Consider the following 26,547-nt stretch of genomic DNA (forward strand, 5'->3'; position numbering starts at 1 on the left):
TTTCAGAATTAAGAAAGTCCAACAACATGTCCATGCGTTCCCACTATTGCGGTCTGGTGACCGAAGCCCTGACCGGTCAAACCGTGAGCCTGTGCGGCTGGGTCAACCGCCGTCGTGACCACGGCGGCGTGATCTTTATCGACCTGCGTGACCGCGAAGGCTACGTGCAGGTGGTGTGCGACCCTGATCGTCCCGAGATGTTCAAGGTGGCCGAAGACGTGCGCAACGAGTTTTGCGTGCAGATCAAAGGCGTGGTGCGTGCCCGCCCTGACGGCACCACCAACGACAACATGAAAAGCGGCAAGATCGAAGTGCTGTGCCACGAACTGATCGTGCTCAATGCCTCTGTCACACCGCCTTTCCAGATCGACGAAGAAAACCTGTCCGAGACGACTCGCCTCACGCACCGCGTGTTGGACCTGCGCCGTCCGTACATGCAAAACAACCTGATGCTGCGTTACAAGGTGTCGATGGAAGTGCGCAAGTACCTTGATGAGAACGGTTTCATCGACATCGAAACGCCCATGCTGACCAAGAGCACACCTGAAGGTGCGCGTGATTATCTGGTGCCCAGCCGTGTTCACGATGGCCAGTTCTTTGCCTTGCCCCAGTCGCCCCAGCTGTTCAAACAGCTGCTCATGGTGGCGGGCTATGACCGTTACTACCAGATCACCAAGTGCTTCCGCGACGAAGACTTGCGCGCCGATCGCCAGCCCGAATTCACCCAGATCGATATCGAAACATCGTTCCTGACCGAAGAAGAAATCCGCGACATGTTCCAGAGCATGATCAAGCGCGTTTTCCAGAAAACCATTGGTGTGGACCTGGGCGAGTTCCCGGTCATGACTTACCAAGACGCCATGCACATCTACGGCTCCGACAAGCCTGATCTGCGCGTGAAACTGCAGTTCACCGAAGTCACCGACGTCATGGGCGATGTGGACTTCAAAGTGTTCTCAGGCGCTGCCAACATGAAAGGTGGCCGCGTGGTCGCCCTGCGCGTGCCCAACGGCTCGGTCGAAGGCGGCGGCATCAGCCGTGGCGAGATCGACGCCTACACCGAGTTCGTCAAGATTTACGGTGCCAAGGGCTTGGCCTACATCCGCGTCAACGACCTGTCCAAAGGCCGCGACGGCTTGCAGTCGCCCATCGTCAAGAACATCCACGACGCCGCCTTGACCGCTGTGCTGGAGCGCTCTGGTGCGCAAAACGGCGATCTGATTTTCTTCGGTGCCGACAAGGAAAAAGTTGTCAACGACGCCATTGGCGCATTGCGCATCAAGATTGGTCACAGCGAGTTCGGCAAGAAAAACGGCCTGTTTGAAGACCGTTGGGCGCCGATGTGGGTGGTTGACTTCCCCATGTTCGAATACGACGACGAAAACCAGCGCTATACCGCCGTGCACCACCCCTTCACTGCGCCTAAAGATGGCCACGAAGACTGGATGGTCACCGCCCCAGAGAAATGCATTTCCAAGGGCTACGACATGGTGTTGAACGGCTGGGAAATGGGCGGCGGCTCGGTGCGTATCCACCGCGCTGACGTGCAGCAAAAAGTGTTTGACGCGTTGAAGATCACACCCGAAGAAGCCCAACTCAAGTTCGGCTTCTTGCTCGACGCCTTGCAATACGGCGCTCCACCCCATGGCGGCTTGGCCTTCGGCCTGGACCGTATCGTCACGCTCATGACCCGTGCTGAGTCCATTCGAGACGTGATTGCTTTCCCCAAGACCCAACGCGCACAGTGCTTGCTCACACAAGCGCCGAGCCCTGTGGACGAGAAGCAATTGCGCGAATTGCACATTCGCTTGCGCAATCTGGATGCGGTCAAAGCAGCGTAAGTCGCGCTAGCTAACCTAACACCCGCCATAACCAACGCCACCTTCGGGTGGCGTTGGTTTTTGTGGCCCCCGGCTGGTCGTGCCGGTTACTCCGCTGCTTCTTTCAAGTCCAGCGCGTGTGTTGCGACACAAAAAAGGCCTCAAAACCGAAGTCTTGAAGCCTTTGATGTCTGAGCTCAGCGAAAAGCTGAACTAGAAATTTTGCAACGGCATTGCTGCCGTTAACGGGATACGCAGGGCTTAGTAGCCGCCGCGGCCGCCGCCACCACCGCCGTAGCCGCCACCGCCGGAGCGATCGCCGCCACCGCCGTAGCCGCCGCCGCCACCGGAGCGACCGCCGCCGTAACCGCCGCCACCGCCGGAGCGATCACCGCCACCGCCGTAGCCGCCACCACCACCGAAACCACCGGTACGTGGAGGACGTGCCTCCATCGGACGGGCTTCGTTCACGGTGATGCTACGGCCACCCAAAGATTGGCCATTCATGCCAGCAATAGCGGCTTGTGCTTCGGCATCGCTGCCCATTTCCACAAAACCGAAGCCTTTGGAGCGACCTGTATCGCGTTCCATCATGACTTTTGCGCTGGTGATGGCGCCGAATTCGCCGAATGCCTGTTGCAGGTCTTCGTCGCGGACGGTGTACGGCAGGTTGCCGACGTAAAGTTTATTGCCCATGGAGGACTCCTCAGAAATACAAAAAAACAAAGCGATGGGGTCCCGAAAGCACAACAAACTGAAAACTGCCGCCGTAGCGCGCGAAACTGACCGATCACCTGACTTGTGCCGTTTTTTATGACGTACACGCACGCATTATGGGGCATAGATCAGAAAAGGTGTTCAGGCACTGCTCGCAATCGATGGATATCTTGATTTTTCTGGCCCCATCTTGGGGGAGTTCCGTTGCGTGAGCTTGCCAACAGTGGCGTCACTTGGCCATTGCTGTGCACAAGGCGAGCACCGCGAGAAGTTCGCTCAGGACTTTTTAGCCACTTGGACTCAAGCCATCCATGCCGATGGCTTCTCAAGTCGTTGCGATCTACAGGCGGCGATGCTTTCAGGTCATGCCGCAGTGCCCAGGTTCAGCACGCTGGTCAGTGGCAAATCACCCGGTGCTTCATAGTCCGCCACGATCCAGGCACGGCCAGAGCACTCAGTGGTGTCATGCAACAAGTCTTTGATCACCCGTATGGAGACTTGGTCGAGCGAGGCAAATGGCTGGTCGAGCAAGGTGATGGTGGTGCCCGATGCCAGGGCCGCGATCAGCATGACTTTGCGACGGCTGCCGGTGGACAGCATGTAGAGCGGTTTGTGTCGGTGCCGTTCCATGTCCAGTGCTTCTGACAGGTCTTGCAGCAGTTCGTTGTGCCATTGGGGGTATCGGGTTTGCAGCTGGTCCCAACAAGCTTGCACGGTGGTCTGGTCGTGCTCAGGGCCTTTCAAGTCCACCCAAAATACGCCGCCCTGTGGCGTTTGGAGCGTGCCAGCAAGCGGCTGCAAATCGCCTGCCAACAGGCGCAACAGGCTGGTTTTGCCGCTGCCTTCGTCGCCGCACACCCAGTGCAAGCCCGCAGACCAAGCAAAACTCAGATCTTCAATGGCCATGTGGCCGGCCGGCCCGCCGCTCAATTGGTGGGCTTGCAGCAACAAAGGCACTAAATGGGCGGGTGAAGACGACATGGCTCAATCCTAGCAAGACCTGGGCTGCCTAGAATGACTGCGTGACCTCAACGAACTACAAAATTCCCCAATCTGTTCTGGTGGTGATCTACACCCTCAGCGGCCAGGTCTTGCTGATTCGGCGGACCGACGCAGGCACTTGGCAGTCGGTCACCGGAAGCAAGGATTTTTGGGACGAAGACTGGGCCGATACGGCCGCACGCGAGGTGCAAGAGGAAACCGGCATCGATGCGCGACACCCCCAGTGCCGCTTGCAAGACTGGCAGCTGGAAAACGTGTACGACATTTACCCGGTTTGGCGCTGGCGCTATGCCCCCGAAGTGAGCCGCAACACCGAGCGGGTTTTTGGCCTGTGCGTGCCCGAGCAAACGCCCATCACCTTAAGCCCTGCCGAGCACACCGATTGGCAATGGCTGCATTGGCAGGCCGCAGCGGACCATTGTTTTTCGCCATCCAACGCCGAGGCAATTTTGATGCTGCCGCGTTTTGAGAACCGGATCGGCCTTTGATGCCCCAACGACACGAACACCCCATCTTGCGCGTGGCCACCTACAACATCCACAAAGGTGTGCAGGGGCTGGGGCCTGCGCGGCGGCTGGAGATCCATAACCTGGCGCATGCGGTGGAGCAGCTCGACGCCGACATCGTGTGTTTGCAAGAGGTGCGCCGCATGCACCGCCGCGAAGAACGCTACTTTTCTCAGTGGCCCAGCCAGCCGCAAGCCGACTATCTGGCGCCTGAAGGCTACGAGTCGGTTTACCGCACCAACGCCATCACCCGCCATGGCGAGCACGGCAATGCCTTGCTCTCGCGCTGGCCCGTGTTGTCGCACCAACACCAAGACATCTCGGACCACCGCTTTGAGCAACGGGGTTTGCTGCACACCACGGTTCAAGTGGTTGACCGGGTGCTGCATGTGGTCGTGGTGCATTTGGGCCTGGTGCCCGCCAGCCGGGTGCGTCAAGTGGTGCAGTTGCTGGCCTTCATTGACCAGACCATCCCGGCCCACGCGCCCGTGTTGGTGGCGGGTGACTTCAATGACTGGGGCACGGGCCTGGGGCGGCGCATGGCCAAGGCGGGCTTTGGCGAATGGCGCGAGCAGCCCACGCCCACCTATCCCTCGCGTTTGCCCCTGAATCAGCTCGACCATGTGTACGCACGCGGGCTGACCCCCGTTCACGCCATGGCCCCTGCCGGTCGCATATGGCAGCGCATGTCTGACCACTTGCCCTTGGTCGCCGAGTTCGCCTGGACGGATTGAACATGCGCCACGGTCCGCCCTTGCGAGACGGTCACCAGATCCGCTTGATCGAAGGCGGGCAAGCCTATTTCGAGGCCTTGGTCTCTGCGCTGGAGCAGGCCCGGTCGCAGGTGCACATCGAGACCTATATTTTTGATTTTCATGGCGCAGCGGCCATGGTGGCCGAGGCGCTGGAGCGGGCCGCCTTGCGGGGTTTGCGCGTGTGGGTGGTGGTCGATGGGGTGGGCACCCCCAGCCTGCCGCCTGAGTGGCGTGAGCGTTTTGCCCGTGCGGGGGTTGAGTGGCGGGTGTATTCCCCCTTGGGCACTTTGGGTTTGTTGATCCCCAGCCGTTGGCGACGCCTGCACCGCAAGCTGTGCGTGATCGACGGCCATCTGGCCTTTTGTGGCGGCATCAACATCTTGGACGACTGGTACGACCCGCACCATGGCACCTTGGCCCAGCCCCGGCTGGACTTTGCCGTTTGCGCACGCGGCGCTTTGGTGCAGCAAATGCAGGAAACCATGGCGCAACTGTGGTGGCGCATACAGGGTGTGCGCCATGTCCGGCAGCAACAGTTTCCGGAGGCGTTCAGCTCCTTTCGGGCGGCAGGGCTGCATTTGCCCTGGACGCGTGACGATGCGCACGCGCTGGATGGCCGTTTGGTGGCCAAGGCGGGCTTGCTGTTGCGTGACAACGTGCTTTACCGCAGCCAGATTGAACGCGCTTATTTGAAAGCGATTGGCGCTGCCCGTCATGAAATCGTCATCGCCAATGCCTATTTTTTGCCTGGACGCCGCTTGCGCAAAGCCCTGATCCACGCCGCGCACCGGGGCGTGCGGGTGCGTTTGCTGCTGCAAGGGCGTTACGAATACTTCATGCAATACCACGCAGCCCGCCCGGTGTATGGCGTGTTGTTGGCTGCGGGCATCGAGATTCACGAGTATGAGGCCAGCTTTTTGCACGCCAAAGTGGCCGTGATCGATCCGAACAACGACCGGCCTTGGGCCACGGTGGGCTCGTCCAATCTGGACCCGCTCAGCCTCTTGTTGGCGCGTGAGGCCAATGTGGTGGTAGCCGACAAAGCTTTTGCCCAGCAGCTTTACCAGCGCTTGCACTCGGCGATCGAGCTGCAAAGCAAGCCGGTGCTGGCTGAGGTGGATGTCCAAAGAGCCTGGCACCAAAGGTGGCGCGACCGGTTGGCCTTTGGCTTGATGCGGCTGGCGCTGTTTTTGAGCGGTAATCGCTACTGAACGCCAGATTCCCCGGGGCTGGCATGGGCGTTCTGTCTCAGGGTCAGCAGGGACTGCAATCGCTGTTACGATCCTCGCCATGTTAATGAAAGCCCCAGACGCCATGACTGCTTCTGCCGCCACGCCCGAAGACGAAGGCGTACCCGTTTCCGTCAAGATTCGCGAGCGCATCAATGCGGCCCGCAAGCGCTTCCACGCCAACGACAACATCGCCGAGTTCATCGAACCTGGCGAGTTAGAAAAATTGCTGGACGAAGTCACCGGCAAAATGGCGGGCGTGCTCGACAGCTTGGTCATCGACACCGTGAACGACCACAACACGGGCGACACCGCGCGCCGCGTGGCCAAGATGTACCTGAAAGAAGTGTTCAAGGGCCGCTACGTCGAGGGCCCCGAGATCACCGAATTCCCCAATGCCGAGCACCTGAACGAACTGATGATCGTCGGCCCCATCACCGTGCGCAGCGCCTGCAGCCACCACTTTTGCCCCGTGATTGGCAAGATCTGGATCGGCGTGCTGCCCAACGAGCACACCAACGTGATTGGCCTGTCCAAATACGCCCGCTTGGCCGAATGGATCATGGGGCGACCCCAAATCCAGGAAGAAGCCGTGGTGCAACTGGCCGACCTGATCCAGCGTAAAACCCAACCTGATGGTCTGGCCATCGTCATGGAAGCCAGTCACTACTGCATGGGGTGGCGTGGCGTGAAAGACATGGACAGCAAAATGATCAACTCGGTCATGCGCGGTGCCTTCCTCAAGGACGTCAACCTGCGTCGTGAATTTTTGGCCCTGATTCCCGGAAAGAACTGACCCATGTTGGTACGCCTGCTTTACGCCAGCCGCGCTGTGGACCCCCGCCCCGAGATGATCGACTCGATCCTCGCCCAGTCGCGCCAATTCAACCCCAGTACCGGCATCACCGGCATCCTTTGCTATGGCGGCGGTATTTTCCTGCAAGCCATCGAAGGCGGCCGTGGAGCTGTCAGCGAGTTGTACGGGCACATCCAGAAAGATGCCCGCCACAAAGAAGTGGTTTTGCTGCATTACGAAGAGATCACCGAGCGCCGCTTTGGCGGCTGGACGATGGGCCAGGTCGACACCTCGCGAGTCAACACCAACATCCTGCTCAAATACGCCGAGCGTGCCGAGTTGGACCCGTACAGCGTGTCGGGCAAAGTCTCTTTGGCCTTGCTCGAAGAGCTGATGGCCACAGCGTCCATCATCGGGCGCGCCTGATCCGATGCAGCTCATCGGCTGCGACTTCTCCAGCAGCCCCAGCAAACGCAAGCCCATCGTGCTGGCGCTGGGCCAAGCCCGACAGGGCAGGGTGCAGTTGCAGGCACTGCACACCTTTGAAACCTTGAGCGCTTTTGGTCAATGGCTGGCCCAGCCTGCCGACTGGGTGGGCGGCTTTGACTTGCCCTTTGGCCTGCCACGAGAGCTGGTGCACACCTTGGGTTGGCCCACCGACTGGACCGCCTGCATGGACCACTACTGCGCCTTGGAGCGTCCCCAAATACGCGAGCAATTTGCGGCCTTTTGCAACGCCCGCCCAGTGGGTGGCAAGTTTGCCCACCGCGCTGCCGACAAACCGGCGGGCTCCAGCCCGTCGATGAAATGGGTCAACCCGCCTGTGGCCTACATGCTGCACGCGGGCGTGCCTCTGCTGCGTCAGGCGGGTGTGCACCTGCCCGGCCTGCACGCAGGCGACGTGCGTCGTGTGGCGCTAGAGGCCTACCCTGGCCTGCTGGCGCGCGAGGTACTGGGCAACACCAGCTACAAAAGCGACGACAAAGCCAAACAAACCCCCGAACGCCTGTTGGCCCGGCGCGAACTGTTGGGCGCACTGGAGCGCGGACAGACCCGTCTGGGCTTGCGACTGGTGGCCAGCAACGCGCTGTTGGGTCGTCTGGCTGATGACGCCAGCGGCGATGCACTCGATGCCACCCTTTGCCTGATGCAGGCGGCTTGGGCGCAGCAACAGCACGAAGCCGGACACCCGCAATACGGCCTGCCGCCTTGCGATCCGCTCGAAGGCTGGATCGTCACGGCCTGAACGGTGGGGCGTGCCCATGCCGCCTCAGCGCTCTGTTTCCAGATCAGGAATCCTGTTGAACGCGATGCGCATCGGTGCCGCATCGAGCGCGTGGTGAGCGCTGGCAAAATAAATTGCGTTTTTGCCGTGTGTGCGGTTGAGCGCGTCCATGGCCGACATCAGGCGAGTGCGGTCGCGTTGCACGGGGTGATTTTGCAAGGTTTGTGACGCCGTAACGCCAGGGGCTTCTTCGTGAAAATCAAACAAATCAGGCGTGTGTTGACTCGCTAGCACCAGCCCGCACAGCTGCACACCCACAGCCTGCGGCCGTTGTAATTGGTGCAAGCCGCTGAACCAAAGCTGGTCCAGTGTGTGCAACAAAAAGCCCGTGTCTTGCGTCTCGCCCACATGCACAGAGCGCTCGCCGCCCGATTCGCGCTGCCAGCGGTGGTCGCAGCGCACAAACACCTGCATGGCTGTGGCATAAAACCCCTGCTTGCGCAGCCGCATGGCGGCCTTTTGCGTCAGGCGGTGCAGCACCTGATGTGCCCCTGCCGGGTGGCGCAAATCGGGCGGCAACACATGTGAATGCCCCAGCGACCGTGCCACCGTGGCGCGTGGCCCGTACCACTGGCCGCGCAGCCGGTCATACATGTCAGAGCCCGCCAGCCCGCCCCAAGCCGTGTGCAACAAGTCTCTCGGCGCGGCATACAGCTGCTCGACCGACCCAATCCCACAACGCGCCAGCCGCTCCAACAGGCGTGGGCCAATGCCCTGAATGGCTGAAAGTTTCAAGTGAAATAACCGCTCAGGCAACTCGTGCTGTTCGATCACCGTGAGACCATCGGGCTTGTGCATGTCAGACGCCAGCTTGCCGAGCAAGGTGTTGGGCGCAATGCCCACGGACGTGCGCATGCACTGGCCCACCTCGGCCAGCAGCGCCGCCTTGATTTGCCGCGCCAGCGCCACGGCCCGATCACGCTCGCGCCAGCGGCCCGTCAGCTCGCACTCCATCTCGTCAATGCTCAGCACTTGCCGAACGGGCGCCAGCCGGTCCACCACGGCCACGGCCTGCAAGTGCACCTCCACATACTTGGCGTGGTCGGCCAGCACCAGCGCGATGCCAGGGCACAGCCGCTTGGCGTCCGATACGCGAGTACCGGTTTTGACGCCAAAAGCCTTGGCCTCAATGCTGGCTGCAATGCAAGACGACGAATCGGCCATGACCGGTACGACGCCCACAGGCCGCCCGCGCAAAGCCGGATCGAGCTGCTGCTCGACCGAAGCGAAGTAGCTGTTGAAGTCGATGAAGAGGGAGCGGAGCATGTCCGATTAACTGTAATTGCGTACAGTATATTGCCAAGCTGAAGATGTAGAACAGAGGGCCAGTCCCAAGGATGGCGCCAACGGCTTCATTGCCATGGTGGTCGACACCGAAGGCAATATGATCGGTTTGCACTCCGCACCATGAGCGTGGTTTGCGCTTTGCACCGCAACGCCCATTTCAGAATATGAACGCCACCACCCTCCAGCAACTGGCCACAGCCACACTCACCGGCAGCATGCCTTTTCCCGACATCGTGGGGCGCTTGATGCAAGAGGGGGTGGACCATTACCAGGTGGACTGCTTGGCGCTGCAATTCAGGTTTTATGGTGTGCAGGGCGGGGTGGTGTTGGCCCCGCTGCTTTATGAGGGCTTGCCACCTGTCGCCCAAGCGTTTGACCTGCCAGCGCTCAAAGCCGCCATCCACGACAGCCAAACCCAAGGCCAAAAATTCCGCGACTTTTGCGCCCGCGCCATGCAGGCCGGCGTGCAGTCCTACAGCGTCTTCCTGCGCGGCCAACGCGTCATGTACATAGGCCGCCAAGGCGATCACCATGTGGAGTTTTTCCCATGACCCCCCTCGAAAAACCCAAAGGCCCCGCTTCGTATTTCCCATCCATCGAAAAGAAGTATGGCCAGCCCATCGCCCATTGGCTGGATTTGCTCCAAACGTGCGCAGGCATGAAACACATGGAGATGGTTGCTTGGCTCAAGACCGAGCACAGCATGGGCCATGGCCACGCCAATGCCTTGGTGGCGTATTGGATGGCCGCGCACAAGTGATGGCGAGCACGCAGGACGTGAGCGAACTGCTCAAGGCCACCGCTATTGGCCATGCGGCATGATTCAAGCATGGCTTCTTCCGCTTTGACTCTGGATCAACTGCGCCGTTACGCGATCGCGCGCAGTCTGTTTGCGCCCACGACCTTGCCCAAGGCTTTGCAGCGCCTGGGTTTTGTGCAGGCCGATCCTTTGTGTGCGCCTGCGCGTGCGCAAGACCTGACGTTGCGCCACCGTGTGGCGGGCTATCGGGTAGGGGATCTGGATTTGCGCTATGCCCAAATGCCTGTGGAGGAAGATTTTTTCGTCAACTATGGTTTTGTGCGGCGCGATGTGCACCACCTGATGCACCCGCGCACGCCCCGCATCGTGTGGTCGGCCAGCCGCATCCAGCAGGCGCAAGAGGTGTTGGCCTTTGTGCGAGAGGCTGGCGTGGTCAGGCCCGCGCAGGTGGATGCGCATTTTGACCATGGGCGCGTGGTCAATTGGTTTGGGGGCAACAGCAAGGCCAGCACCCAGTTGCTGGATGGCATGCATTACCGCGGTTGGTTGCGGGTGGCGCGGCGCGAAGGCGGGCAGCGCCTGTATGCCGTTCGCGAGCACGAGCCGTGTGGGCTTGAACCCGAAGCCATCATGGACCAGTTGGTGGATGTGATCGTGGCGAAATACGCGCCTTTGCCCGCCGCCAGTTTGGGGCAGTTGCTGAGTTTGTTGGCCGGCGGTGTGCCGCAATGGCGAGCGCAGCGCCCAGACGTGCTGGCGCGTGCGCGCTTGCGTTTGCCCAGTGTGGTGGTTGATGGCACGACGTGGTTTTGGCCCGCAGGCGAGAGCCCGGCTTCGCGTCGCCACGAGGTGGATGATCAGCTGCGTTTGTTGGCACCTTTTGACCCGGTGGTCTGGGACAGACGCCGTTTTGAGCAGCTGTGGGGCTGGGCTTACCGCTTTGAGGCCTATACGCCAGCGGCCAAGCGGGTGCGTGGTCACTACGCCATGCCTTTGCTTTGGCATGATCAGGTCATTGGGTGGGCCAATGTCGGTGCCAAGTCGGGTGTGCTTACGCCCGATGTGGGCTTTGTCAATGCGGCCCCCAAGGGCAAAGCCTTTGCGCTGGCGCTGGAAGAAGAGTTGCACCGCATGTCTGTTTTCTTGGGGCTTTGAGTTGCCCGAGTCTTTGCGGGGCGTTGTCATGTTCGCCCTAATCCCCCGCGTCACTGGGTGAGGCGGTGTCTTTGTGATGGTGAGGTTTTTCTGATGTTCCGCAGTTTCTTTCTCTCGCGCCGCTGGGCCTTGTGGTCTTGGGGTGGTTTGTTGGTGTTGGTGGCGCTGGTGTTCATCACGGTGCAGCAGACGGTCAAGCTCAACACTTGGTATGGTGAGTTTTATGACTTGTTGCAAAAGCCCGAGCAGGCCGGCGGGCTGGCCAAGTTCTGGGGCTTCATGCAGCAGTTCGCATGGATCGCTTTCCCTTACATGTTGCTGCGCAGCCTCGAAACCTATTTGGCCTCGCACTACGCTTTTCGGTGGCGTCAGGCCATGACCGAGACGTATTTGCCGCGCTGGCAAAAAACGAGCGAGACGGTCGAAGGCGCTTCGCAGCGGATTCAAGAAGACTGCATGCGTTTTGCCCGCCAAACCGAGAACCTGGGCTTGGGATTGGTGCGGGCGGTGCTCACGTTGGCGTCGTTCATTCCGATCTTGTGGGCACTTTCCAAGGGCATGGCCATTGCTTGGTTGCAGTTTGAGGGGTCTCTGTTTTGGGTGGCACTGTTTACAGCGCTCGGTGGCACGGTGTTGTCGTGGTTTGTGGGCATTCACTTGCCGGGGCTGGAGTACAACAACCAGAAGACCGAGGCCGCTTTGCGCAAGGATTTGGTTTATGCCGAAGACGACCGCAGCCGCATGGACTTGCCCACGGTCTTGAATTTGTTCACCGGGGTGCGCTTGAACAATTTCCGTTTGTTCAACCATTACGCCTACTTCAACCTCTGGAGCAACTTCTACAGCCAGTCGACGGTGATTTTTCCGTATCTGCTGATGGGGCCATCGCTCTTTACGGGCCTGATCACGCTGGGTGTGATCCAACAAGTCAGCAATGCCTTTGGCAAAGTCAACGAGGCGTTTTCTTACCTGATCGAACGCTGGACCGACATCACAGAACTGCGTTCGATTCATAAGCGTTTAACGGAGTTTGAAAAGGGTTTGGCCTGATCGTAGGCAAAATGCCCTTTTTTTGGAGAAAGAGCCATGCCCCATACCGTGAAATTTCAACGCGTTTTTCGCGCCCCTGCCGAGCGCGTTTTTAGGGCGTTCATCGATCCCGATGCCATGGCCAAGTGGTTGCCGCCGCACGGCTTCACAGGGAGAGTGCATGAGATGGACGCCCGTGTGGGCGGTGGCTATCGCATGTCGTTTACCAACCTGGGCAATGGGCAGAGCCACAGTTTTGGCGGCACCTTTTTGGAGCTGTTGCCCAGTGAACGCTTGAGCCACACCGACCGCTTTGACGATTCGAATTTGCCGGGCGAGATGGTGACCACCATCACTTTCAAAACGGTGCTGGTCGGCACCGAGGTGAACATTGAGCAGGCGGGTATTCCTGACCTGATTCCCGCTGAGGTTTGTTGCTTGGGTTGGCAGGAGTCCTTGCAGCTGCTGGCGCTGTTGGTCGAGGCTGAAATTCCGGCTTGAATCGCTTCAGATGGCCGCTGCCGCAATGTCGTCGGGCAGTGGGGCCAATTGCGCCAGGGCTTGCAGGGCCTCGGCATCGGTGCGGTAGAGCTTGAGATAAGGGCTGTCCTGGAGCTCACCTGCGCGGCGCAAGGCGGTTTCCACGGGCAGTTTGATGCCGCTGATGTGCAGGGTGATGCCCCGGCTGGCCAGTTGTCGGTGCAGCTGCCCAAAGGTCTCCACACCCGTCACGTCGATCCGGTTGATGGGTTGCGCAAACAGGCAAACATGCTTCACAGCGCGGTGGCGGGCCAGGTGGTCGGTGATGGCCCGGTCAAAGTCGCTGGCGGCGGCAAAGTCCAGTTCGGCGTCCATGCGCAGCGCGTAGAGGTGGAGGGCCAGTGGGGGCAGTTTCCACAGATGGCGGTCGCGCAGGCTGCCGTCGGGGTGCAGGCCCACTTCGATGATGCGCGGGTGCAGGCGCGTGTGCAAAAAGTGGCTCAGGCCCACCAGCACCCCGGTCATCACACCCCAGTAAATGCGCGGCGCGGTCAATAAGGTCATGGCAAAGGTGATGCCCGCTGTCATGGTTTCGATGCGGCCGATGCGCCAGAGCGTCAAAAACTGGCGGGGCTGGAATAAATTGAGCACAGCCACGATCACGGCCGCCGACATGACCGAGCGCGGCACGTATTGCAGCGCGGGCATGAGGATGAGCAAGGCCAGCAGCACAAAGCCCACTGAGGCCACCACCGCCCAGCCCGAGCGTGCACCCGCATAAAGCATGAGTGCGGAGCGCGAAAACGAGGTGCTGGTGGCAAAACTGCCTGAAAAGGCAGAGGCCAGTTTGGCCAGGCCTTGGCTGAACAGTTCGGTGCTGTCGTCCCAGCGCTTGCCGTCGCGCCGGCATTCGATGCGGGCACTGGAGGCGGTTTCTAAAAAACTGACCAAAGCGATCACCATGGCGGGCACCCACAGCTGGTTGAGCACCGTCAGGCCCGGCCAATTGGGCCCATAAAAGCTGGGCAAGCCCGAAGGCAGCAAGCCAACCACCGCGCCGTGCGCCTGGTAATCGGTGGCATAAGCGACGGCCGAGGCGATGCCCATGACGATCATGATGCCGGGCCAGCGCGGCTTGAAATGCCGCAACAAAAGCAGCGCTACCAGGCTGCTGAGTCCGAACAGCGCGGACCAGCCGGTCAGCCAAGCGGGCCAACTTTGTACATGCCAATGCCAGGCTTGAATGCCCAGCAAACCGGGCACTTGCGAAGCCATGATCAGCAAGGAGGCCGCTTGGGTGAACCCCATCATCACGGGCGCACTGACCAGGTTGATGAGCCAGCCGTAGTTGCCCAGCCCCAGCAACAGTTGAATGGCCCCCGACAGCAATGACAACCACACCGCCAGCGCCACCCATTCGGGCGAGCCGGGTTCGGCCATGCCCGTCAGCGATGCCCCAATCAGCACGCAGGTGAGCGCGGCTGGCCCCACCGACAAGCGGTTGGCGCTGCCAAACAACACGGCCAGCAGGGCGGGAATCAGGCAGGTGTAAAGGCCTGTGACCAGCGGCATGCCAGCCAGCCCCGCATAGGCCACGGCCTGCGGCACCATGACCAGCGCCACCGTCAGCCCGGCCAGCACTTCGGTGCGGGCCAGAGGGGCGGTCAGGCGAGGCCAGTGGCGGAAGGTTAAAAATCGTTGCATATCAGGCATGCCTGATCTTAGCCGCCACGCGTTCAGCGCTGCGGCATGTCTTTGACCGAATAACCCAGACTGATGGTCGCGTCTTCGGGAATGGCGGGCACGGTGGCATCCCAGGCTTCCCACGCGGCTCGCAGGCTTTGCAGCTTCTCGGGCTGGTGTTTGGCCAGGTTGGCGCGTTCACGTTCGTCGGCCGGGATGTTGAACAAATAGTCGTTGCCGTCTACCCGCAGGTATTTGTAGTCACCCATGCGCAGCGCTCGTTGGCCACGGTGGTTCATGCGCCAGTACAGCGGCCGCTCAAACTGCTGCTGGGCATCGCGCAGCACGGGAGCCAGCGACACCCCGTCAAAAGAGTGGTTGGCATCGGCCTTTGCGCCCGCCAGTTCGACCATGGTGGCCGACCAGTCCATGGTCATGCAGTGCTGGGTCGAGGTGCCACCCGGTGCGATGACGGCAGGCCAGTGCGCGATCCATGGCACGCGGATGCCACCTTCGGTCAGGTCCATCTTGCCGCCAACCAGCGGCCAGTTGTCGCTGAAGCGTTCGCCACCGTTGTCGCTGGTGAAGACGATGAGGGTGTTGTCAAGCTGCCCGTTTTTTCGGAGTGCATCGACCACCCAGCCAATGCCTTCGTCCATGTGGTGGATCATGCGGTGGTAAGTGTGGATGTTGCCGCCGTGCAGGTGGAACAGGTCGTCCTTGACCTCTTGTGCCAGCGCGTGGTCTTCGCGGGTTTCCCAGGGCCAGTGCGGCGCGGTGTAGTGCAGGCTCAAGAAAAATGGTGAGCCCTGTGCAGCGCCGGGGGCCATGCGGTTCACAAAGTCCACCGCCTTGTTGGAGATCAGATCGGTCAGATAACCGTCTTCGTGCTTTTCTTCTTCGTTGGTGTACAGGTCGTGCGTGCCGTTGTTGCTGGCGTGGGTGAAGTAGTCCACCCCGCCCGACATGGGGCCAAAAAATTCTTCGTAGCCTGACTTGATCGGGCTGAAGTGAGGCGGGTAGCCCAGGTGCCATTTGCCGATCAGCGCGGTGCGGTAGCCACTGGCCTTGAGCAGTGATGGCAGTGTGGGGTGTTCGGGCGGCAGGCCCAGCACGGTGCTGCCTTTGCTTTTGCTGTTGATGGGCTCATCGGCCCCGCCGCGAAGGCGGTACTGGTAGCGCGCAGTCATGAGCGCAAAACGCGTGGGCGAGCACACGGGTGAGTTGGAATAACCCTGCGTGAACTTGAGGCCTGCAGCGGCCAGTTGGTCGAGCACGGGCGAGACCTTGCCGAACTTCGCATCGCGGCCCCCGTAGCAACCCAGGTCGGCAAAGCCGAGGTCGTCGGCCACGATGAAGATGATGTTGGGGCGTTGTGCCGTGGTGTGGGTCATGGCGTTCATTCGACTTTCATGCCAGTGGACTTGACCACGCGGCCGTAGCGCTGGGATTGGTCGCTCAGACGTTTGACCGCGTCCGCTCCGATCAGACCTTCGTAGAAAAGATCCATGCTCGCCAGTTGAGTTTGTTTGTCGGGCCGGTTCAAGGCGTCGGTGAAGGCTTTTTGCAGCCATTGCACCACGGGCTCGGGCGTGGCTGCGGGGACCATGGCGATGTAAAGCACTTCCAGCTCCAGATCTTTCAAGCCCGCTTCGGCCACAGTGGGAATCTCCGCTGCCGAGCGTGAACGCTGGCGGCTGGTCACGGCCAGTGCGGTGATCTTGCCAGTCTTCACATGGGGCAGCATGCCGGGTGTGGCCAGCACGCCCGCATCCACTTCGCCAGCCAGCACAGCGGTCACGGCCGGGGTGTTGCCTTTGTAGGGCACATGCTGAATGGTGATGCCCGCCGCGTCCATGAAAATCTCGGCCGCCAAATGACCCGGGCTGCCACTGCCTGCGCTGCTGAAGTTCAGACCCTTGCCTTTGCCCTGGGCGATCAGGTCTTTGATTGTTTTGAAGCCGGTGCTGGGGTGCGCGCCGACCAGCAGACCCGAAGAGACCATGACCATGATGGGGCGCAGGTCCGCCGGCTTGAAGGCCATGTTTTTGTAGATGTACGGGTTGACCGTGAAGGTGGTGTCAATGCCGAACAACACGTTGTAACCATCGGCTGGGCTCTTGGCCACAAAGTCAGCCCCGATGTTGCCGCCTGCGCCGGGTTTGTTTTCAACCACGACCGCCTGCTTGGACTGGGTGGTGATGTATTCACCGACTGAACGGGCCAAAAAATCAGCCGGGCCACCCGCCGGGAAGTTGGTGATGAATTTGATGGGTTTGCTGGGGTAGCTTTGGGCCCATACAGGGACTGAAAGGGTGCAGGCGGCCATGCCCAGGCACAGCGCTGCGCCCCAAGGTGTCAGTGATTTTTTCATGTGTTTTTTGTGTGTCAGTGGGTGATCAGCAAGCAGCCGATGCAGAGTGAGGAGCGCTTGGAAAGCAGAGTGCGGACAGGCACGCCTTCAGTCCAGTTGCACGCCCGTGGCCTTGATGGGTTTTTCCCAGCGCTTGAGATCGGCTTTTTGAGCCGCAGCCAGATCGACCGAGTTAGAGCCAATGGGCTCATAGCCGAGCTTGAGCATCTTGTCTTTAATGGCCGGGTCGCGCGCGATTTTCATCATGGCTTTTTCAAGGCGGCCAAGTGCATCGCCTTTGAGGCCGGCAGGGCCATACATGGCAAACCAGGCCGTGGCATCCATGTTGATGCCCGATTCTTTGAGCGTGGGCACTTCGGGCACTTGCGGGTCGCGCTGGCTGCCGGTCACGGCAATGATGCGGACCTTGCCCGCGCGGTGCATTTCGGCGGTCTCGGACACCACGTCAAATTTGTACCCGATGTGGCCGCCCAGCAGCGCGTTGTTGGCCGGTGCGCCGCCCTGGAAGGGCACATGGTTCAGGCTGATGCCTGCCGATTGCTCCATCAACACGCCCATGAAGTGTGGCAAGGTGCCCGCGCCAGGGGTGCCGTAGCTTGCATTGCCTGGATCGCTCTTGGCCTTGGCCACCATCTCGGCCACATTTTTCACGTTGCTGGCGGGGCCGGACACCACGCCAAACTGGAAGTGGGCAATTTGCGAGACGGGGGTGAAGTCTTTCACCGCGTCGTAGTCGAGCTTTTTATAAACATGGGGAAACAGCACCATGGGGCCGCTGGGCAACACGATCACAGTCTGGCCATCGGGTTTGGCGATCTTGACCGCATTCAAGGCAATGCGTCCACCTGCGCCGGGTTTGTTGTCCACGACGATGGTGCCAAAGTCTTCGCGCAGGGCGTCGGCCACCATGCGGGCCAAAATGTCTGCCGAGCCCCCGGGCGGAAAACCCACCACGATCTTGAGCGGCGGTTTGTCTTGGGCCTGCAGGCTGGGCGAAAGTGCTGCCAGTGACAGCGCCAGCAAGCACAAACTGCGGCGGCTGAAGTTGCAGATGCTCAGGCGGTTGGTGCTTGGGATCGATTTCATGAAAGTCTCCGTTTGTGCAGGGCTGAAATGGCCCCGTTGAAAGCGCAGGGCAAGTCAGAATGTAGTGGCTTGACCGACAATTGATCTAATCAACCATCCCCCCGGAAAACCCTGATGCCCTTGTCCCCATCCCAACGTCTGGCGTCGATTGACGACCTGCTTTTGTACAGGCTGGGCCGTTTGTCGAGCGTGGCGGGGACCATGGTGGTGCGCTTGTGTGAGGGCGGTTATGGCATTACCCGGCGCGAATGGGCGGTGGTCGCCCAGTTGTATGAAAACGGCAGCTTGCCACCTTCAGCCCTGGCCGAACGCATGCACCGTGACCGCGCTCGCACCTCGCGGACCTTGACGTCTTTGGGGCAAAAACAACTGGTGCTGCGTACCATCCCTGCCAACGATCGGCGCAGCGCATTGGTGAGTCTGACCCTTGAAGGGCGGCAGCTTTATGAGGCGTTGATGCCCCAGATTCAGGCGATCAACGGCCACATATTGAAAGCTCTGCAGCCCGAAGAGGCCGCTCAATTTGACGAAGCACTGGAGCGCTTGCAGGCCCGTGCCCAAACCTTGTTGACCGAGCTGAGCCCGGACTTGCCCAAGGCCAATCGCCGCCAGGGTCAGCGCGGCAAGGATGCGTCATGACGGTGTGGCGTCGGTGGTTTTGTGCGTTGGCCTTGGCACTGCCTTGTGCGGGGCAGGCTTCTGAGGTTTGGACAGGCTGGGTCAGTTGGGTCATGGATGGCGACACGGTTTTATTGGTGCGTGAAGGCCAGCATGAGCCTGTCAAATTGCGCATTGAAGGCATTGATGCCCCCGAAATCTGCCAACCCGGTGGGCCCGAAGCCCGCGACGCCATGATTCTCTTGGCACTGCGCAAGCCGGTTCAGGTGACCGATCATGGCCAGGATGTTTATGGTCGCCAGATCGGGCGTTTGTCAGTCGATGGCGTCGATCTGGGGGCCGAGATGGTGCGCTCTGGCATGGCTTGGGCTTACCGATTTCGCACCGGAAAAGGCCCGTATGCAGGCTTGCAGCATCAGGCTCAAAAACAAAAGACAGGTGTGTTTGCGGCAGACGAAGTCGCCATGTCGCCGCCCGTGTTCAGAAAATTCCACGGCACTTGCCATGGCAGCTGAGTTCTGCCAGCGCCTGCATTGATGCGCTGTTTGCAGCAGCTGCCCGGCGACCGCATGCTGGCTTGCGCGGCCCGGATCAACCCTGACGGTGCGCAGCGCACACCGGGCAGGCCGGGTTGCGCTGCATGCGGATATCGGTCCACGACAGCGCACGCCCGTCGAGCATCAACAAACGTCCGGCCATCTGGCTGCCCATGCCGCTCAAAATCTTGAGGGCTTCGGCGGCTTGCACCGTGCCGATGATGCCCACCAAAGGCGCGAACACGCCCATGGTGGCGCAGCGGGTTTCTTCGGGCGCTTGCTCGGGGGGGAAGATGCAGGCGTAGCAGGGGGCATCGGGCTGGGTGCTGTCAAAGACCGAGACCTGCCCGTCCATGCGGATGGCCGCACCAGAGACCAGTGGTTTGCGGTGTTTCACGCAGGCCAGATTCACGGCCTGGCGGGTTTCAAAGTTGTCGCAGCAGTCCAGCACCACGTCGGCTTTGGCCACCAGTGTGTCGAGCAAGGCCGCGTCGGCCCGCTGCGAGATGGCGCTCACTTGTGCGTCGGGGTTGATCTGCGCAATGGCCGTGCGCACCGATTCGGCTTTGGATTGGCCAACCCGCTCCAGTGTGTGGGCAATCTGGCGCTGCAAGTTGGTGGCGTCCACTGTGTCGTGGTCGACCACAGTGATGTGGCCGACTCCGGCACTGCCCAGATACAGGCTGACCGGAGAGCCCAGCCCGCCGGCGCCTATGATCAGGGCGTGTGAGGCCAGCAGGTTTTCCTGGCCGTCGATGCCCAGCTCGTTGAGCAGGATGTGCCGCGAATAGCGCAGCAGCTGCGCGTCATCCATTCGCGTTGTCCATGGCGCTCAGTCTTCTTTCTTTTCGGTCTTGCGTTCGGCCAACGTGGTGCTGGCCTTGACCGGCAAGCCTTTGAGTTGGTTCAGGGCCTGGATCAACTGGAAGTCTTTGTCCGAGCCGAACTCGGGCAGGCGGCGTTCAGCCACGGGTTTTTTGGACTCTTCTTCCAGCTTTTTGAGCGCGTCTTCACGGGCTTTTTCGCGGGCCGGGTCTTTCTTCTCTTCGGCTTCTTTGCCGTTGGACAGGTGTTTTTCGAGATCGGCTTCGCGGGTGCGCAAGGCCGAGAACACATTGCCGTTTTCGGTTTCGTCCAGCATCACCTCGGGCACGATGCCTTTGGCCTGAATGGCGCGGCCATTGGGCGTGTAGTAACGGGCCGTGGTGATCTTGAGCGCCGTGTCAGGGCCTAATTGGCGCACGGTTTGCACCGAGCCCTTGCCAAAGGTCTGGCTGCCCATCAGTGTGCCGCGCTTGTAGTCTTGCAGTGCACCGGCCACGATTTCGCTGGCCGAGGCCGAGCCTTCGTTGACCAGCACCACCAAAGGCACTTTTTTCAGGGCACCGCCCGTGGCCTGCGTCATGCGGGTGATCGGGTCGTTGCTGCTGTTGCGACGCCAAAATTGGGGCGTGGCTTTGTAGGTGAATTTGCTTTCTTCGAGCTGGCCATTGGTGGTGACCACCGTGACGTTTTCGGGCAAGAAGGCGGCAGACAGGGCCACCGCCGCATCGAGCAGGCCACCCGGGTCGTTGCGCAAGTCGAGCACCAAGCCTTTGAGCTTGGGGTCTTCTTTGTACATTTCTTCGATCTTGCGGGCGAAGTCGTCCACGGTGCGTTCCTGGAACTGCGACACGCGAATCCAGCCGTAGCCGGGCTCGATCAGTTTGGACTTGACTGACTGGGTCTTGATCTCTTCGCGGACGATGGTGACCGGGAAGGTGCGGTTTTCAGACTTGCGGAAGATGGTCAGCAACACCTTGGTTTTGGGTTCGCCACGCATGCGCTTGACCGCTTCGTTGAGCGACAGCCCTTTGACCGCGGTGTCGTTGATCTTGGTGATCAGGTCGTTGGTTTTGAGGCCAGCACGGTCGGCTGGAGAGCCTTCGATGGGCGAAACGATCTTGACCAAACCGTCTTCCTGGCTGATCTCGATGCCCACGCCGACAAATTTGCCGGTGGTGCCCTCAGAGAATTCTTTGAAGCTCTTTTTGTCGAAATACTGGGAGTGCGGGTCCAGACTGGCCACCATGCCGGAGATGGCTTCGGTGATCAGTTTTTTCTCGTCCACAGGCTCAACGTAGTCACTTTTGACCATGCCAAAGACAGCCGCCAGTTGCTGCAGCTCTTCCAGTGGCAGGGGAGCCATGTTGCCGCGTGCCACCGTTTGCAGCGACACGGTGGTCAGTGCGCCAGCCAGTGCGCCTATGCCGATCCAGCCCGCGATCTTGAGTTTTTGTCTCATGTGCTTGAGTATGTCCAGTCAGAAGCGGGTCAATATACACCCGCCAGTGACGGGTGTTTGTGCGAACGGTGAATCACCTTGTGCCAGTTCGGTTTGGCTCAGGCTTTGCCTTGGCTGGCCACTGCGGCAGCGGCAGCGGCTGCAGCTTCGGCATCGCCCAGGTAGTAGTGGCGGATGGGCTTCAAATTGTCGTCCAGCTCGTACACCAGCGGGATGCCGTTGGGGATGTTCAGGTTCACGATGTCGGTGTCCGAAATGCCGTCCAGGTACTTGATCAGGGCGCGAATCGAGTTGCCGTGCGCGGCGATCAGCACGCGCTTGCCGGCCTTGATGCTGGGGGCGATGCTGTCGTTCCAGGCGGGCAGCACGCGGGCCACGGTGTCTTTCAGGCACTCGGTCAGTGGCACCGATTCGACGTCCACATTGGCATAGCGGCGGTCGCTGCGCTCGCAGCGGGTGTCTGTGGCTTCCAGCGCCGGAGGAGGCGTGTCGTAGCTGCGACGCCAGATGAGCACCTGCTCGTCGCCGAACTGCTTGGCCATGTCGGCTTTGTTCAGGCCTTGCAGGGCGCCGTAGTGGCGCTCGTTCAGGCGGTAGTCCTTGACCACTGGCAGCCAGGTGCGGTCCATCTCGTCAAGGGTGTACCAAAGGGTGTGGATGGCGCGTTTGAGGACCGAGGTGTAGCAAAGGTCAAAGTCCCAGCCTTCGGCTTTGAGCAGTTTGCCGGCCGACATGGCCTGGCTCACGCCGGTGGGGGTCAGGTCGACATCGGTCCAGCCCGTGAAGCGGTTTTCGAGGTTCCAGGTGGATTCGCCGTGGCGGATGAGGACGATTTTGTACATGGTGAGGCAGCAGCTGGGCTGTAAAAACAAGGGGTCAAAACAGAGGATAAGGCCGTCATTTTAGAATCGCTGCTTGGCGGCCCGCTGACGGGCCGGTGTTTTGTGGCTTACAAAGGTCTGATTCGTGAAATTTCTCCTCGACAACTGGATGCTCATCACCGTGGCTTTGGCTTCGGGCGTGGCTTTGCTTTTTCCTGTTCTGAACAAAGGCAGTGGCCTCAGCCCCCAAGACATGGTGCAGCTGATGAACCGCGAAAAAGCCATCGTGATTGACGTGTGCGAGCCCGACGAATTTGCGCGTGGCCATGTGATCGGTGCCAAAAACCTGCCCTTGGGGCAACTCGAAGACAAACTGGCCCAAGTTGTCAAAAGCAAATCGGCCCCAGTGGTGATGGTTTGCCAGGTGGGTGCGCGTTCGGCCCGCGCTGCAGCGACTGCCCGCAAGCTGGGTTTTGAAAATGTGCAGTCTCTGGCCGGTGGCCTCAATGCCTGGCAAGCCGCCAGCATGCCTGTTGAAAAAGCCTGATCCAAGGAGCACCTCATGCAAGCCGTCAAGATGTACACCACCGCCGTTTGCCCTTATTGCATCCGTGCCAAGCAGTTGCTCAAAGCCAAAGGCGTTGAGCAGATTGAAGAAATCCGCATCGACTTGGACCCCGTCCAGCGCGACCACATGATGCAGACCACCGGACGCCGCACCGTGCCGCAAATCTATGTGGGCGATACCCACGTGGGTGGCTGCGACGACCTGATGGCGCTCGATGCCAAAGGCGGTTTGCTGCCTTTGTTGCAAGCGGCCTGAACTCTCGCGGGTTGTCACTGACGCCCTAGGGTTTTCACAGGCGGGCCTCGGGCCGAGGCCTGTTTCTGATCGCCGATAATTCACCTGTTTCATCCTTGGGCGGTTCCCTGTGGACTGCCCGTATTTTTTGAAGAGATTCTCATGACCGATACCGCTGTCAACACCGAAGCCCAAGCCCCTGTTTTCCAGATCCAGCGCGTTTACCTGAAAGAGGCTTCACTCGAGCAGCCCAATTCGCCCGCGATCTTGCTGGAGCAGCAGCAACCCAGCGTGGACATTCAGTTGGGCGTGGAAGCCACTCCCGTGGCCGAAGGCGTGTTTGAAGTCTGCGTGACCGCAACAGTGCACACCAAAATCGCTGACAAGACCGTGTTTTTGGTCGAGTGCAAGCAAGGCGGCATCTTTGAAATCCGCAACGTGCCCGAAGACCAGATGGGCGCGATCATGGGCATTGCTTGCCCGCAAATCGTGTACCCCTATTTGCGCGGCAACGTGGCCGACTTGATCACCCGTGCTGGCTTCCCGCCTGTGCACTTGGCCGAAATCAACTTCCAGGCCATGTACGAGCAGCAGCAAGCCCAGCAAGCTGCGGCCCCTCAGCAGTAAAAACAGCACGCGCCCGGCATGCAGATCACCATCATCGGTGCAGGGGCTTGGGGCACAGCGCTGGCCATTGCCGCCAGCCGCCAGCCTATGGCCCATCGAGTGAGTTTGCATGCACGCGACGCAGCGCAGGCGCAAGCCATGCAGCAGCAGCGCAGTAATGAGCGCTACCTGCCCGGCATCGTGCTGCCTGCCGATCTCGCGATCACTTCAGGCCCGCTGGCCGCGTTGGTGCAACACGCCAGCGCCGAAGACCTGTTCATCATCGCCACCCCCATGGCCGGCCTGCGCAGCACTTTGCAAGCGCTGCAGGGTGTGCCCGCATCTGTGGCCTGGCTGTGCAAAGGCTTTGAGGCCGACACGGGCCTCATGCCTCATGAGGTGCAAGCTCAGGTCGCGCCCGCGCTCCTGGCCGGGGCCCTGAATGGGCCAAGCTTTGCCCAAGAGGTGGCCCGCAGCCAGCCCACCGCACTGGTGGCTGCCAGTTCGCACGCGTCGGTGCGCGAGGCGCTGGTCAAGGCTTTTCATGGCGCTGCGCTGCGTGTGTATGCCAACGACGACATCGTCGGGGTTGAGGTCGGTGGTGCCGTCAAAAACGTGCTGGCCATTGCCACGGGTCTTTGTGACGGCCTGGACTTGGGACTGAACGCCCGTGCCGCACTCATCACACGGGGGCTGGCCGAAATGACCCGTTTGGGCCTGGCTCTGGGGGCCAAGCCAGAAACTTTTATGGGCCTGTCGGGCTTGGGTGACTTGGTGTTGACCGCCACAGGTGACCTCAGCCGAAACCGCAAAGTAGGCCTGTTGTTGGCGCAAGGCCTGAGCCTGGCGCAGGCGGTGACCTCACTGGGTCATGTGGCCGAAGGTGTCTACAGCGCGCGCACCGTGTGGCAACGCGCCCAGAGTTTGGGCGTTGACATGCCCATCACCGAAGCGGTGGTGGCGCTGCTCGATGGACGTTTGAAGGCGTCTGAGGCTGTGCAGGTCTTGATGGGGCGTGGGCCTCGGGGCGAAGCTGTTTAAGCCTTCTGCTCAGCCGTGACGGCAGACTCAGATTTCGAAGTTGTCGATCAGACGGGTGGCACCCAGTTTTGCCGCGCCCAACACCACCAGCGCATCACCCGCCTGCGGTGCTTGCAGGTCGTGGCGACGGCGAACCGTGAGGTAGTCGGCTTGCCAACCACGTTGGCGCAGGCCTGCCATGGCCTTGGCCTCCAGCGCGGGCAAATGGGCGTGCAGCGCGTCGGCAGCCGCCAAGGCATCTCGCCCCAGTTCACGCAAAGCCAATGACAGTTGCACCGCTTCGGCGCGTTCGGCTTCTGACAGGTAGCCGTTGCGCGAACTCAAGGCCAGGCCATCGGCAGCCCGGCAGGTCTCGACGCCCATCACTTCAATGGGCAGCGCAAACTGGCGCACCATCTGGCGGATCACCATGAGCTGCTGGTAGTCTTTTTTGCCGAACACGGCCACGCCCTCGGTCTTGCCTGCGAACACGCTCATGAACAGCTTCATGACCACGGTGGACACACCCGTGAAAAAGCCCGGGCGGAATTCGCCTTCCAAGATGTCGCCCAGCACCGGGTCGGCTTGAACCTTGACGGTTTGGGGCTCGGGGTACAGGTCGGTCTCGCGCGGGGCAAACACCACGTCGCAGCCTGCGGCCTCCAGCTTGGCGCAGTCTGCTTCCCAGGTGCGGGGGTAACTGTCAAAGTCTTCGTGGGGCAAAAACTGCAAGCGGTTGACAAAGATGCTGGCCACGGTGCAGTCGCCCAGAGGTTTGGCCCGGTCGATCAGTGTGGTGTGACCTGCGTGCAGATTGCCCATGGTGGGCACAAAGGCGGGGCGGCTGCTGCGGGCCAGGTGCTGGCGCAGTTCGGCGATAGAGCGGGCGATGAGCATGGATGAAGTCGTGGTGGGTCGTTGGCTGTAGCGCTGCTATGAACTTGCTGCGTCGCCCGCATCGTTCGGGCAAAAGCGTTGGCCTGTGGGCAAGATCAGTGAGGGGTTCCGGGCTCAGTTGGGCGTGTAAGCCAGCCGCACATAAATGGGCGCAAAGGCCTCGGCTTGGGTGATCTCGATCAGGGTTTCCTTGGCCAGTTCAAGCAAGGCGATGAAGGTCACCACCAGTACGGGCGTGCCCAAGGTGGGGTCGAACAGGTGCTCAAACTCCACAAATTTGCGGCCTTGCAGGTGCTTGAGCACGATGGTCATGTGCTCGCGCACACTCAGTTCTTCGCGGCTGATTTTGTGGTGCTGGACCAGATTGGCGCGTTTCAAAATGTCGCGCCAGGCCGCTTGCAGTTCGTCCATGCTGACGTCCGGGAAGCGCGGTTGCAGACTTTGCTCAATGTAGACCTGGGTCTGCAAAAAATCGCGACCGTATTGAGGGATCACGTTCAGCTGCATGGAGGCGAGCTTCATCTGCTCGTATTCGAGCAGACGGCGCACCAGTTCGGCTCGTGGGTCTTCGGCTTCTTCGCCTTCGGCCACCTTTTTGGGCGGCAGAAGCATGCGCGATTTGATCTCGATCAGCATGGCCGCCATCAGCAGGTATTCGGCCGCCAGCTCCAGATTGCGCTGCCGGATTTCTTCAACATAGGTCAGGTATTGGCGCGTGACGCCAGCCATCGGAATGTCGAGGATGTTGAAGTTCTGTTTTCGAATCAAATAGAGCAGCAAATCCAGAGGCCCTTCGAAAGCCTCCAGAAACACCTCCAGCGCATCCGGCGGGATGTACAGGTCGGTGGGCATCGAAAACAGCGGTTCGCCGTACAAACGGGCCACAGCCACATGGTCAACCACCAGCGGCATGGACGCAGGTGCGTCTTGCAGCGGCACAGGCAGCTCGGTGGGTGGGGTAGATGCGGTCATGGGCGAGCCAGTGGTGAACGCCGCAGC

At 60.6% G+C, this 26,547-nt stretch carries 30 protein-coding genes; 18 read left to right on the top strand and 12 right to left on the bottom strand.

Annotated elements, in window-relative coordinates; translation table 11 throughout:
• Positions 1 to 26 precede the first annotated feature (26 nt).
• On the top strand, positions 27 to 1,841 hold the full coding sequence (aspS, locus tag ACZ5RG_RS02315; RefSeq protein ID WP_298602044.1) for an aspartate--tRNA ligase: 1,815 nt from the start codon (positions 27 to 29) through the stop codon (positions 1,839 to 1,841).
• 240 nt (positions 1,842 to 2,081) lie between these two features.
• Here the strand turns inward: aspS and ACZ5RG_RS02320 are convergent, their stop codons facing one another.
• Together ACZ5RG_RS02320 and ACZ5RG_RS02325 are read right to left on the bottom strand one after the other, a co-directional pair.
• Positions 2,082 to 2,516 carry an RNA recognition motif domain-containing protein gene (locus ACZ5RG_RS02320; RefSeq protein ID WP_315237020.1) on the bottom strand — a complete coding sequence of 145 codons (435 nt, stop codon included), beginning with the start codon at positions 2,514 to 2,516 and terminating at the stop codon, positions 2,082 to 2,084.
• Positions 2,517 to 2,900: 384 nt separating this feature from the next.
• Positions 2,901 to 3,518 (bottom strand): ABC transporter ATP-binding protein, encoded by a 618-nt coding sequence (locus ACZ5RG_RS02325; RefSeq protein ID WP_464447684.1) that lies wholly within the window; start codon positions 3,516 to 3,518, stop codon positions 2,901 to 2,903.
• A 41-nt stretch (positions 3,519 to 3,559) separates the two neighbouring features.
• Between ACZ5RG_RS02325 and nudB the strand changes: the two genes are divergently transcribed.
• The 6 genes from nudB to ACZ5RG_RS02355 all read left to right on the top strand — a co-directional run bounded on the left by nudB (position 3,560) and on the right by ACZ5RG_RS02355 (position 8,071).
• The gene (gene nudB / locus ACZ5RG_RS02330; protein WP_298598771.1) at positions 3,560 to 4,027 is read left to right on the top strand and encodes a dihydroneopterin triphosphate diphosphatase; all 468 of its coding nucleotides are present in this window, start codon (positions 3,560 to 3,562) and stop codon (positions 4,025 to 4,027) included.
• Entirely contained in the window at positions 4,027 to 4,779 is a 753-nt protein-coding gene (locus ACZ5RG_RS02335) for an endonuclease/exonuclease/phosphatase family protein (RefSeq protein ID WP_298598768.1), read from the top strand. The genes nudB and ACZ5RG_RS02335 overlap by 1 nt, the downstream gene beginning before the upstream one ends.
• A gap of 2 nt (positions 4,780 to 4,781) precedes the next feature.
• Positions 4,782 to 6,011, top strand: a complete 1,230-nt coding sequence (gene clsB / locus ACZ5RG_RS02340) for a cardiolipin synthase ClsB (RefSeq protein ID WP_298598765.1) — start codon at positions 4,782 to 4,784, stop codon at positions 6,009 to 6,011.
• A gap of 85 nt (positions 6,012 to 6,096) precedes the next feature.
• The gene (gene folE, locus ACZ5RG_RS02345; protein ID WP_019430090.1) at positions 6,097 to 6,825 is read left to right on the top strand and encodes a GTP cyclohydrolase I; all 729 of its coding nucleotides are present in this window, start codon (positions 6,097 to 6,099) and stop codon (positions 6,823 to 6,825) included.
• Between the two features lie 3 nt (positions 6,826 to 6,828).
• Positions 6,829 to 7,251: a BLUF domain-containing protein gene (locus ACZ5RG_RS02350; protein ID WP_019430089.1), complete on the top strand. Its 423-nt coding sequence runs from the start codon at positions 6,829 to 6,831 to the stop codon at positions 7,249 to 7,251.
• Between the two features lie 4 nt (positions 7,252 to 7,255).
• On the top strand, positions 7,256 to 8,071 hold the full coding sequence (locus tag ACZ5RG_RS02355) for a DUF429 domain-containing protein (RefSeq protein ID WP_464447685.1): 816 nt from the start codon (positions 7,256 to 7,258) through the stop codon (positions 8,069 to 8,071).
• 24 nt (positions 8,072 to 8,095) lie between these two features.
• Here ACZ5RG_RS02355 and ACZ5RG_RS02360 read toward each other — a convergent pair whose 3' ends face one another.
• Positions 8,096 to 9,376, bottom strand: a complete 1,281-nt coding sequence (locus tag ACZ5RG_RS02360; protein WP_298598755.1) for a Y-family DNA polymerase — start codon at positions 9,374 to 9,376, stop codon at positions 8,096 to 8,098.
• A gap of 185 nt (positions 9,377 to 9,561) precedes the next feature.
• Between ACZ5RG_RS02360 and ACZ5RG_RS02365 the strand changes: the two genes are divergently transcribed.
• From ACZ5RG_RS02365 to ACZ5RG_RS02385, 5 genes are all read left to right on the top strand, one after another.
• Positions 9,562 to 9,948, top strand: coding sequence for a DUF1398 family protein (locus ACZ5RG_RS02365; RefSeq protein WP_298598753.1), 387 nt, complete (start codon positions 9,562 to 9,564; stop codon positions 9,946 to 9,948).
• Positions 9,945 to 10,157 carry a DUF4287 domain-containing protein gene (locus ACZ5RG_RS02370; protein WP_298598750.1) on the top strand — a complete coding sequence of 71 codons (213 nt, stop codon included), beginning with the start codon at positions 9,945 to 9,947 and terminating at the stop codon, positions 10,155 to 10,157. Before ACZ5RG_RS02365 ends, ACZ5RG_RS02370 begins: the two co-directional genes overlap by 4 nt.
• A gap of 69 nt (positions 10,158 to 10,226) precedes the next feature.
• Positions 10,227 to 11,312 carry a DNA glycosylase AlkZ-like family protein gene (locus ACZ5RG_RS02375; protein ID WP_464447686.1) on the top strand — a complete coding sequence of 362 codons (1,086 nt, stop codon included), beginning with the start codon at positions 10,227 to 10,229 and terminating at the stop codon, positions 11,310 to 11,312.
• Positions 11,313 to 11,405: 93 nt separating this feature from the next.
• Positions 11,406 to 12,362 carry a putative transporter gene (locus ACZ5RG_RS02380; RefSeq protein ID WP_312260962.1) on the top strand — a complete coding sequence of 319 codons (957 nt, stop codon included), beginning with the start codon at positions 11,406 to 11,408 and terminating at the stop codon, positions 12,360 to 12,362.
• Positions 12,363 to 12,398: 36 nt separating this feature from the next.
• Positions 12,399 to 12,842 (top strand): SRPBCC family protein, encoded by a 444-nt coding sequence (locus ACZ5RG_RS02385; RefSeq protein ID WP_464447687.1) that lies wholly within the window; start codon positions 12,399 to 12,401, stop codon positions 12,840 to 12,842.
• A 6-nt stretch (positions 12,843 to 12,848) separates the two neighbouring features.
• Here ACZ5RG_RS02385 and ACZ5RG_RS02390 read toward each other — a convergent pair whose 3' ends face one another.
• The 4 genes from ACZ5RG_RS02390 to ACZ5RG_RS02405 form a co-directional block, all read right to left on the bottom strand.
• Positions 12,849 to 14,534, bottom strand: coding sequence for a SulP family inorganic anion transporter (locus tag ACZ5RG_RS02390; protein ID WP_464447688.1), 1,686 nt, complete (start codon positions 14,532 to 14,534; stop codon positions 12,849 to 12,851).
• A 23-nt stretch (positions 14,535 to 14,557) separates the two neighbouring features.
• Positions 14,558 to 15,898 carry a sulfatase family protein gene (locus ACZ5RG_RS02395; RefSeq protein ID WP_464448170.1) on the bottom strand — a complete coding sequence of 447 codons (1,341 nt, stop codon included), beginning with the start codon at positions 15,896 to 15,898 and terminating at the stop codon, positions 14,558 to 14,560.
• A gap of 5 nt (positions 15,899 to 15,903) precedes the next feature.
• Positions 15,904 to 16,878: a Bug family tripartite tricarboxylate transporter substrate binding protein gene (locus tag ACZ5RG_RS02400; RefSeq protein ID WP_464447689.1), complete on the bottom strand. Its 975-nt coding sequence runs from the start codon at positions 16,876 to 16,878 to the stop codon at positions 15,904 to 15,906.
• A gap of 87 nt (positions 16,879 to 16,965) precedes the next feature.
• Positions 16,966 to 17,964, bottom strand: a complete 999-nt coding sequence (locus ACZ5RG_RS02405; RefSeq protein ID WP_464447690.1) for a Bug family tripartite tricarboxylate transporter substrate binding protein — start codon at positions 17,962 to 17,964, stop codon at positions 16,966 to 16,968.
• A gap of 114 nt (positions 17,965 to 18,078) precedes the next feature.
• On the opposite strand from ACZ5RG_RS02405, the gene ACZ5RG_RS02410 reads away from it, so the two are divergent.
• Positions 18,079 to 18,603: a MarR family winged helix-turn-helix transcriptional regulator gene (locus ACZ5RG_RS02410; RefSeq protein WP_298598731.1), complete on the top strand. Its 525-nt coding sequence runs from the start codon at positions 18,079 to 18,081 to the stop codon at positions 18,601 to 18,603.
• On the top strand, positions 18,600 to 19,097 hold the full coding sequence (locus ACZ5RG_RS02415; protein WP_464447691.1) for a thermonuclease family protein: 498 nt from the start codon (positions 18,600 to 18,602) through the stop codon (positions 19,095 to 19,097). Before ACZ5RG_RS02410 ends, ACZ5RG_RS02415 begins: the two co-directional genes overlap by 4 nt.
• Before the next feature lie 76 nt (positions 19,098 to 19,173).
• On the opposite strand, the gene ACZ5RG_RS02420 is transcribed toward ACZ5RG_RS02415, so the two are convergent.
• The 3 genes from ACZ5RG_RS02420 to gpmA all read right to left on the bottom strand — a co-directional run bounded on the left by ACZ5RG_RS02420 (position 19,174) and on the right by gpmA (position 22,244).
• Positions 19,174 to 19,932 (bottom strand): HesA/MoeB/ThiF family protein, encoded by a 759-nt coding sequence (locus tag ACZ5RG_RS02420; RefSeq protein WP_464447692.1) that lies wholly within the window; start codon positions 19,930 to 19,932, stop codon positions 19,174 to 19,176.
• 18 nt (positions 19,933 to 19,950) lie between these two features.
• Positions 19,951 to 21,402: a S41 family peptidase gene (locus tag ACZ5RG_RS02425; RefSeq protein ID WP_298598720.1), complete on the bottom strand. Its 1,452-nt coding sequence runs from the start codon at positions 21,400 to 21,402 to the stop codon at positions 19,951 to 19,953.
• A gap of 98 nt (positions 21,403 to 21,500) precedes the next feature.
• Entirely contained in the window at positions 21,501 to 22,244 is a 744-nt protein-coding gene (gpmA, locus tag ACZ5RG_RS02430) for a 2,3-diphosphoglycerate-dependent phosphoglycerate mutase (protein WP_298598716.1), read from the bottom strand.
• 124 nt (positions 22,245 to 22,368) lie between these two features.
• Here gpmA and ACZ5RG_RS02435 point away from each other — a divergent pair, with 124 nt between their 5' ends.
• From ACZ5RG_RS02435 to ACZ5RG_RS02450, 4 genes are all read left to right on the top strand, one after another.
• The gene (locus ACZ5RG_RS02435) at positions 22,369 to 22,770 is read left to right on the top strand and encodes a rhodanese-like domain-containing protein (RefSeq protein WP_298598713.1); all 402 of its coding nucleotides are present in this window, start codon (positions 22,369 to 22,371) and stop codon (positions 22,768 to 22,770) included.
• A 15-nt stretch (positions 22,771 to 22,785) separates the two neighbouring features.
• Positions 22,786 to 23,046, top strand: coding sequence for a glutaredoxin 3 (grxC, locus tag ACZ5RG_RS02440; protein ID WP_019430075.1), 261 nt, complete (start codon positions 22,786 to 22,788; stop codon positions 23,044 to 23,046).
• Positions 23,047 to 23,187: 141 nt separating this feature from the next.
• Complete coding sequence (gene secB, locus ACZ5RG_RS02445) at positions 23,188 to 23,652, top strand: protein-export chaperone SecB (protein ID WP_298598709.1); 465 nt, start codon at positions 23,188 to 23,190, stop codon at positions 23,650 to 23,652.
• 18 nt (positions 23,653 to 23,670) lie between these two features.
• Positions 23,671 to 24,672, top strand: coding sequence for an NAD(P)H-dependent glycerol-3-phosphate dehydrogenase (locus ACZ5RG_RS02450; RefSeq protein WP_312260982.1), 1,002 nt, complete (start codon positions 23,671 to 23,673; stop codon positions 24,670 to 24,672).
• Positions 24,673 to 24,699: 27 nt separating this feature from the next.
• Here ACZ5RG_RS02450 and panC read toward each other — a convergent pair whose 3' ends face one another.
• On the bottom strand, positions 24,700 to 25,548 hold the full coding sequence (panC, locus tag ACZ5RG_RS02455) for a pantoate--beta-alanine ligase (RefSeq protein WP_464447693.1): 849 nt from the start codon (positions 25,546 to 25,548) through the stop codon (positions 24,700 to 24,702).
• Positions 25,549 to 25,662: 114 nt separating this feature from the next.
• Positions 25,663 to 26,520, bottom strand: coding sequence for a segregation and condensation protein A (locus tag ACZ5RG_RS02460; protein WP_298600754.1), 858 nt, complete (start codon positions 26,518 to 26,520; stop codon positions 25,663 to 25,665).
• Positions 26,521 to 26,547: the final 27 nt, after the last annotated feature.

This window comes from Limnohabitans sp. TEGF005 (assembly GCF_055394835.1).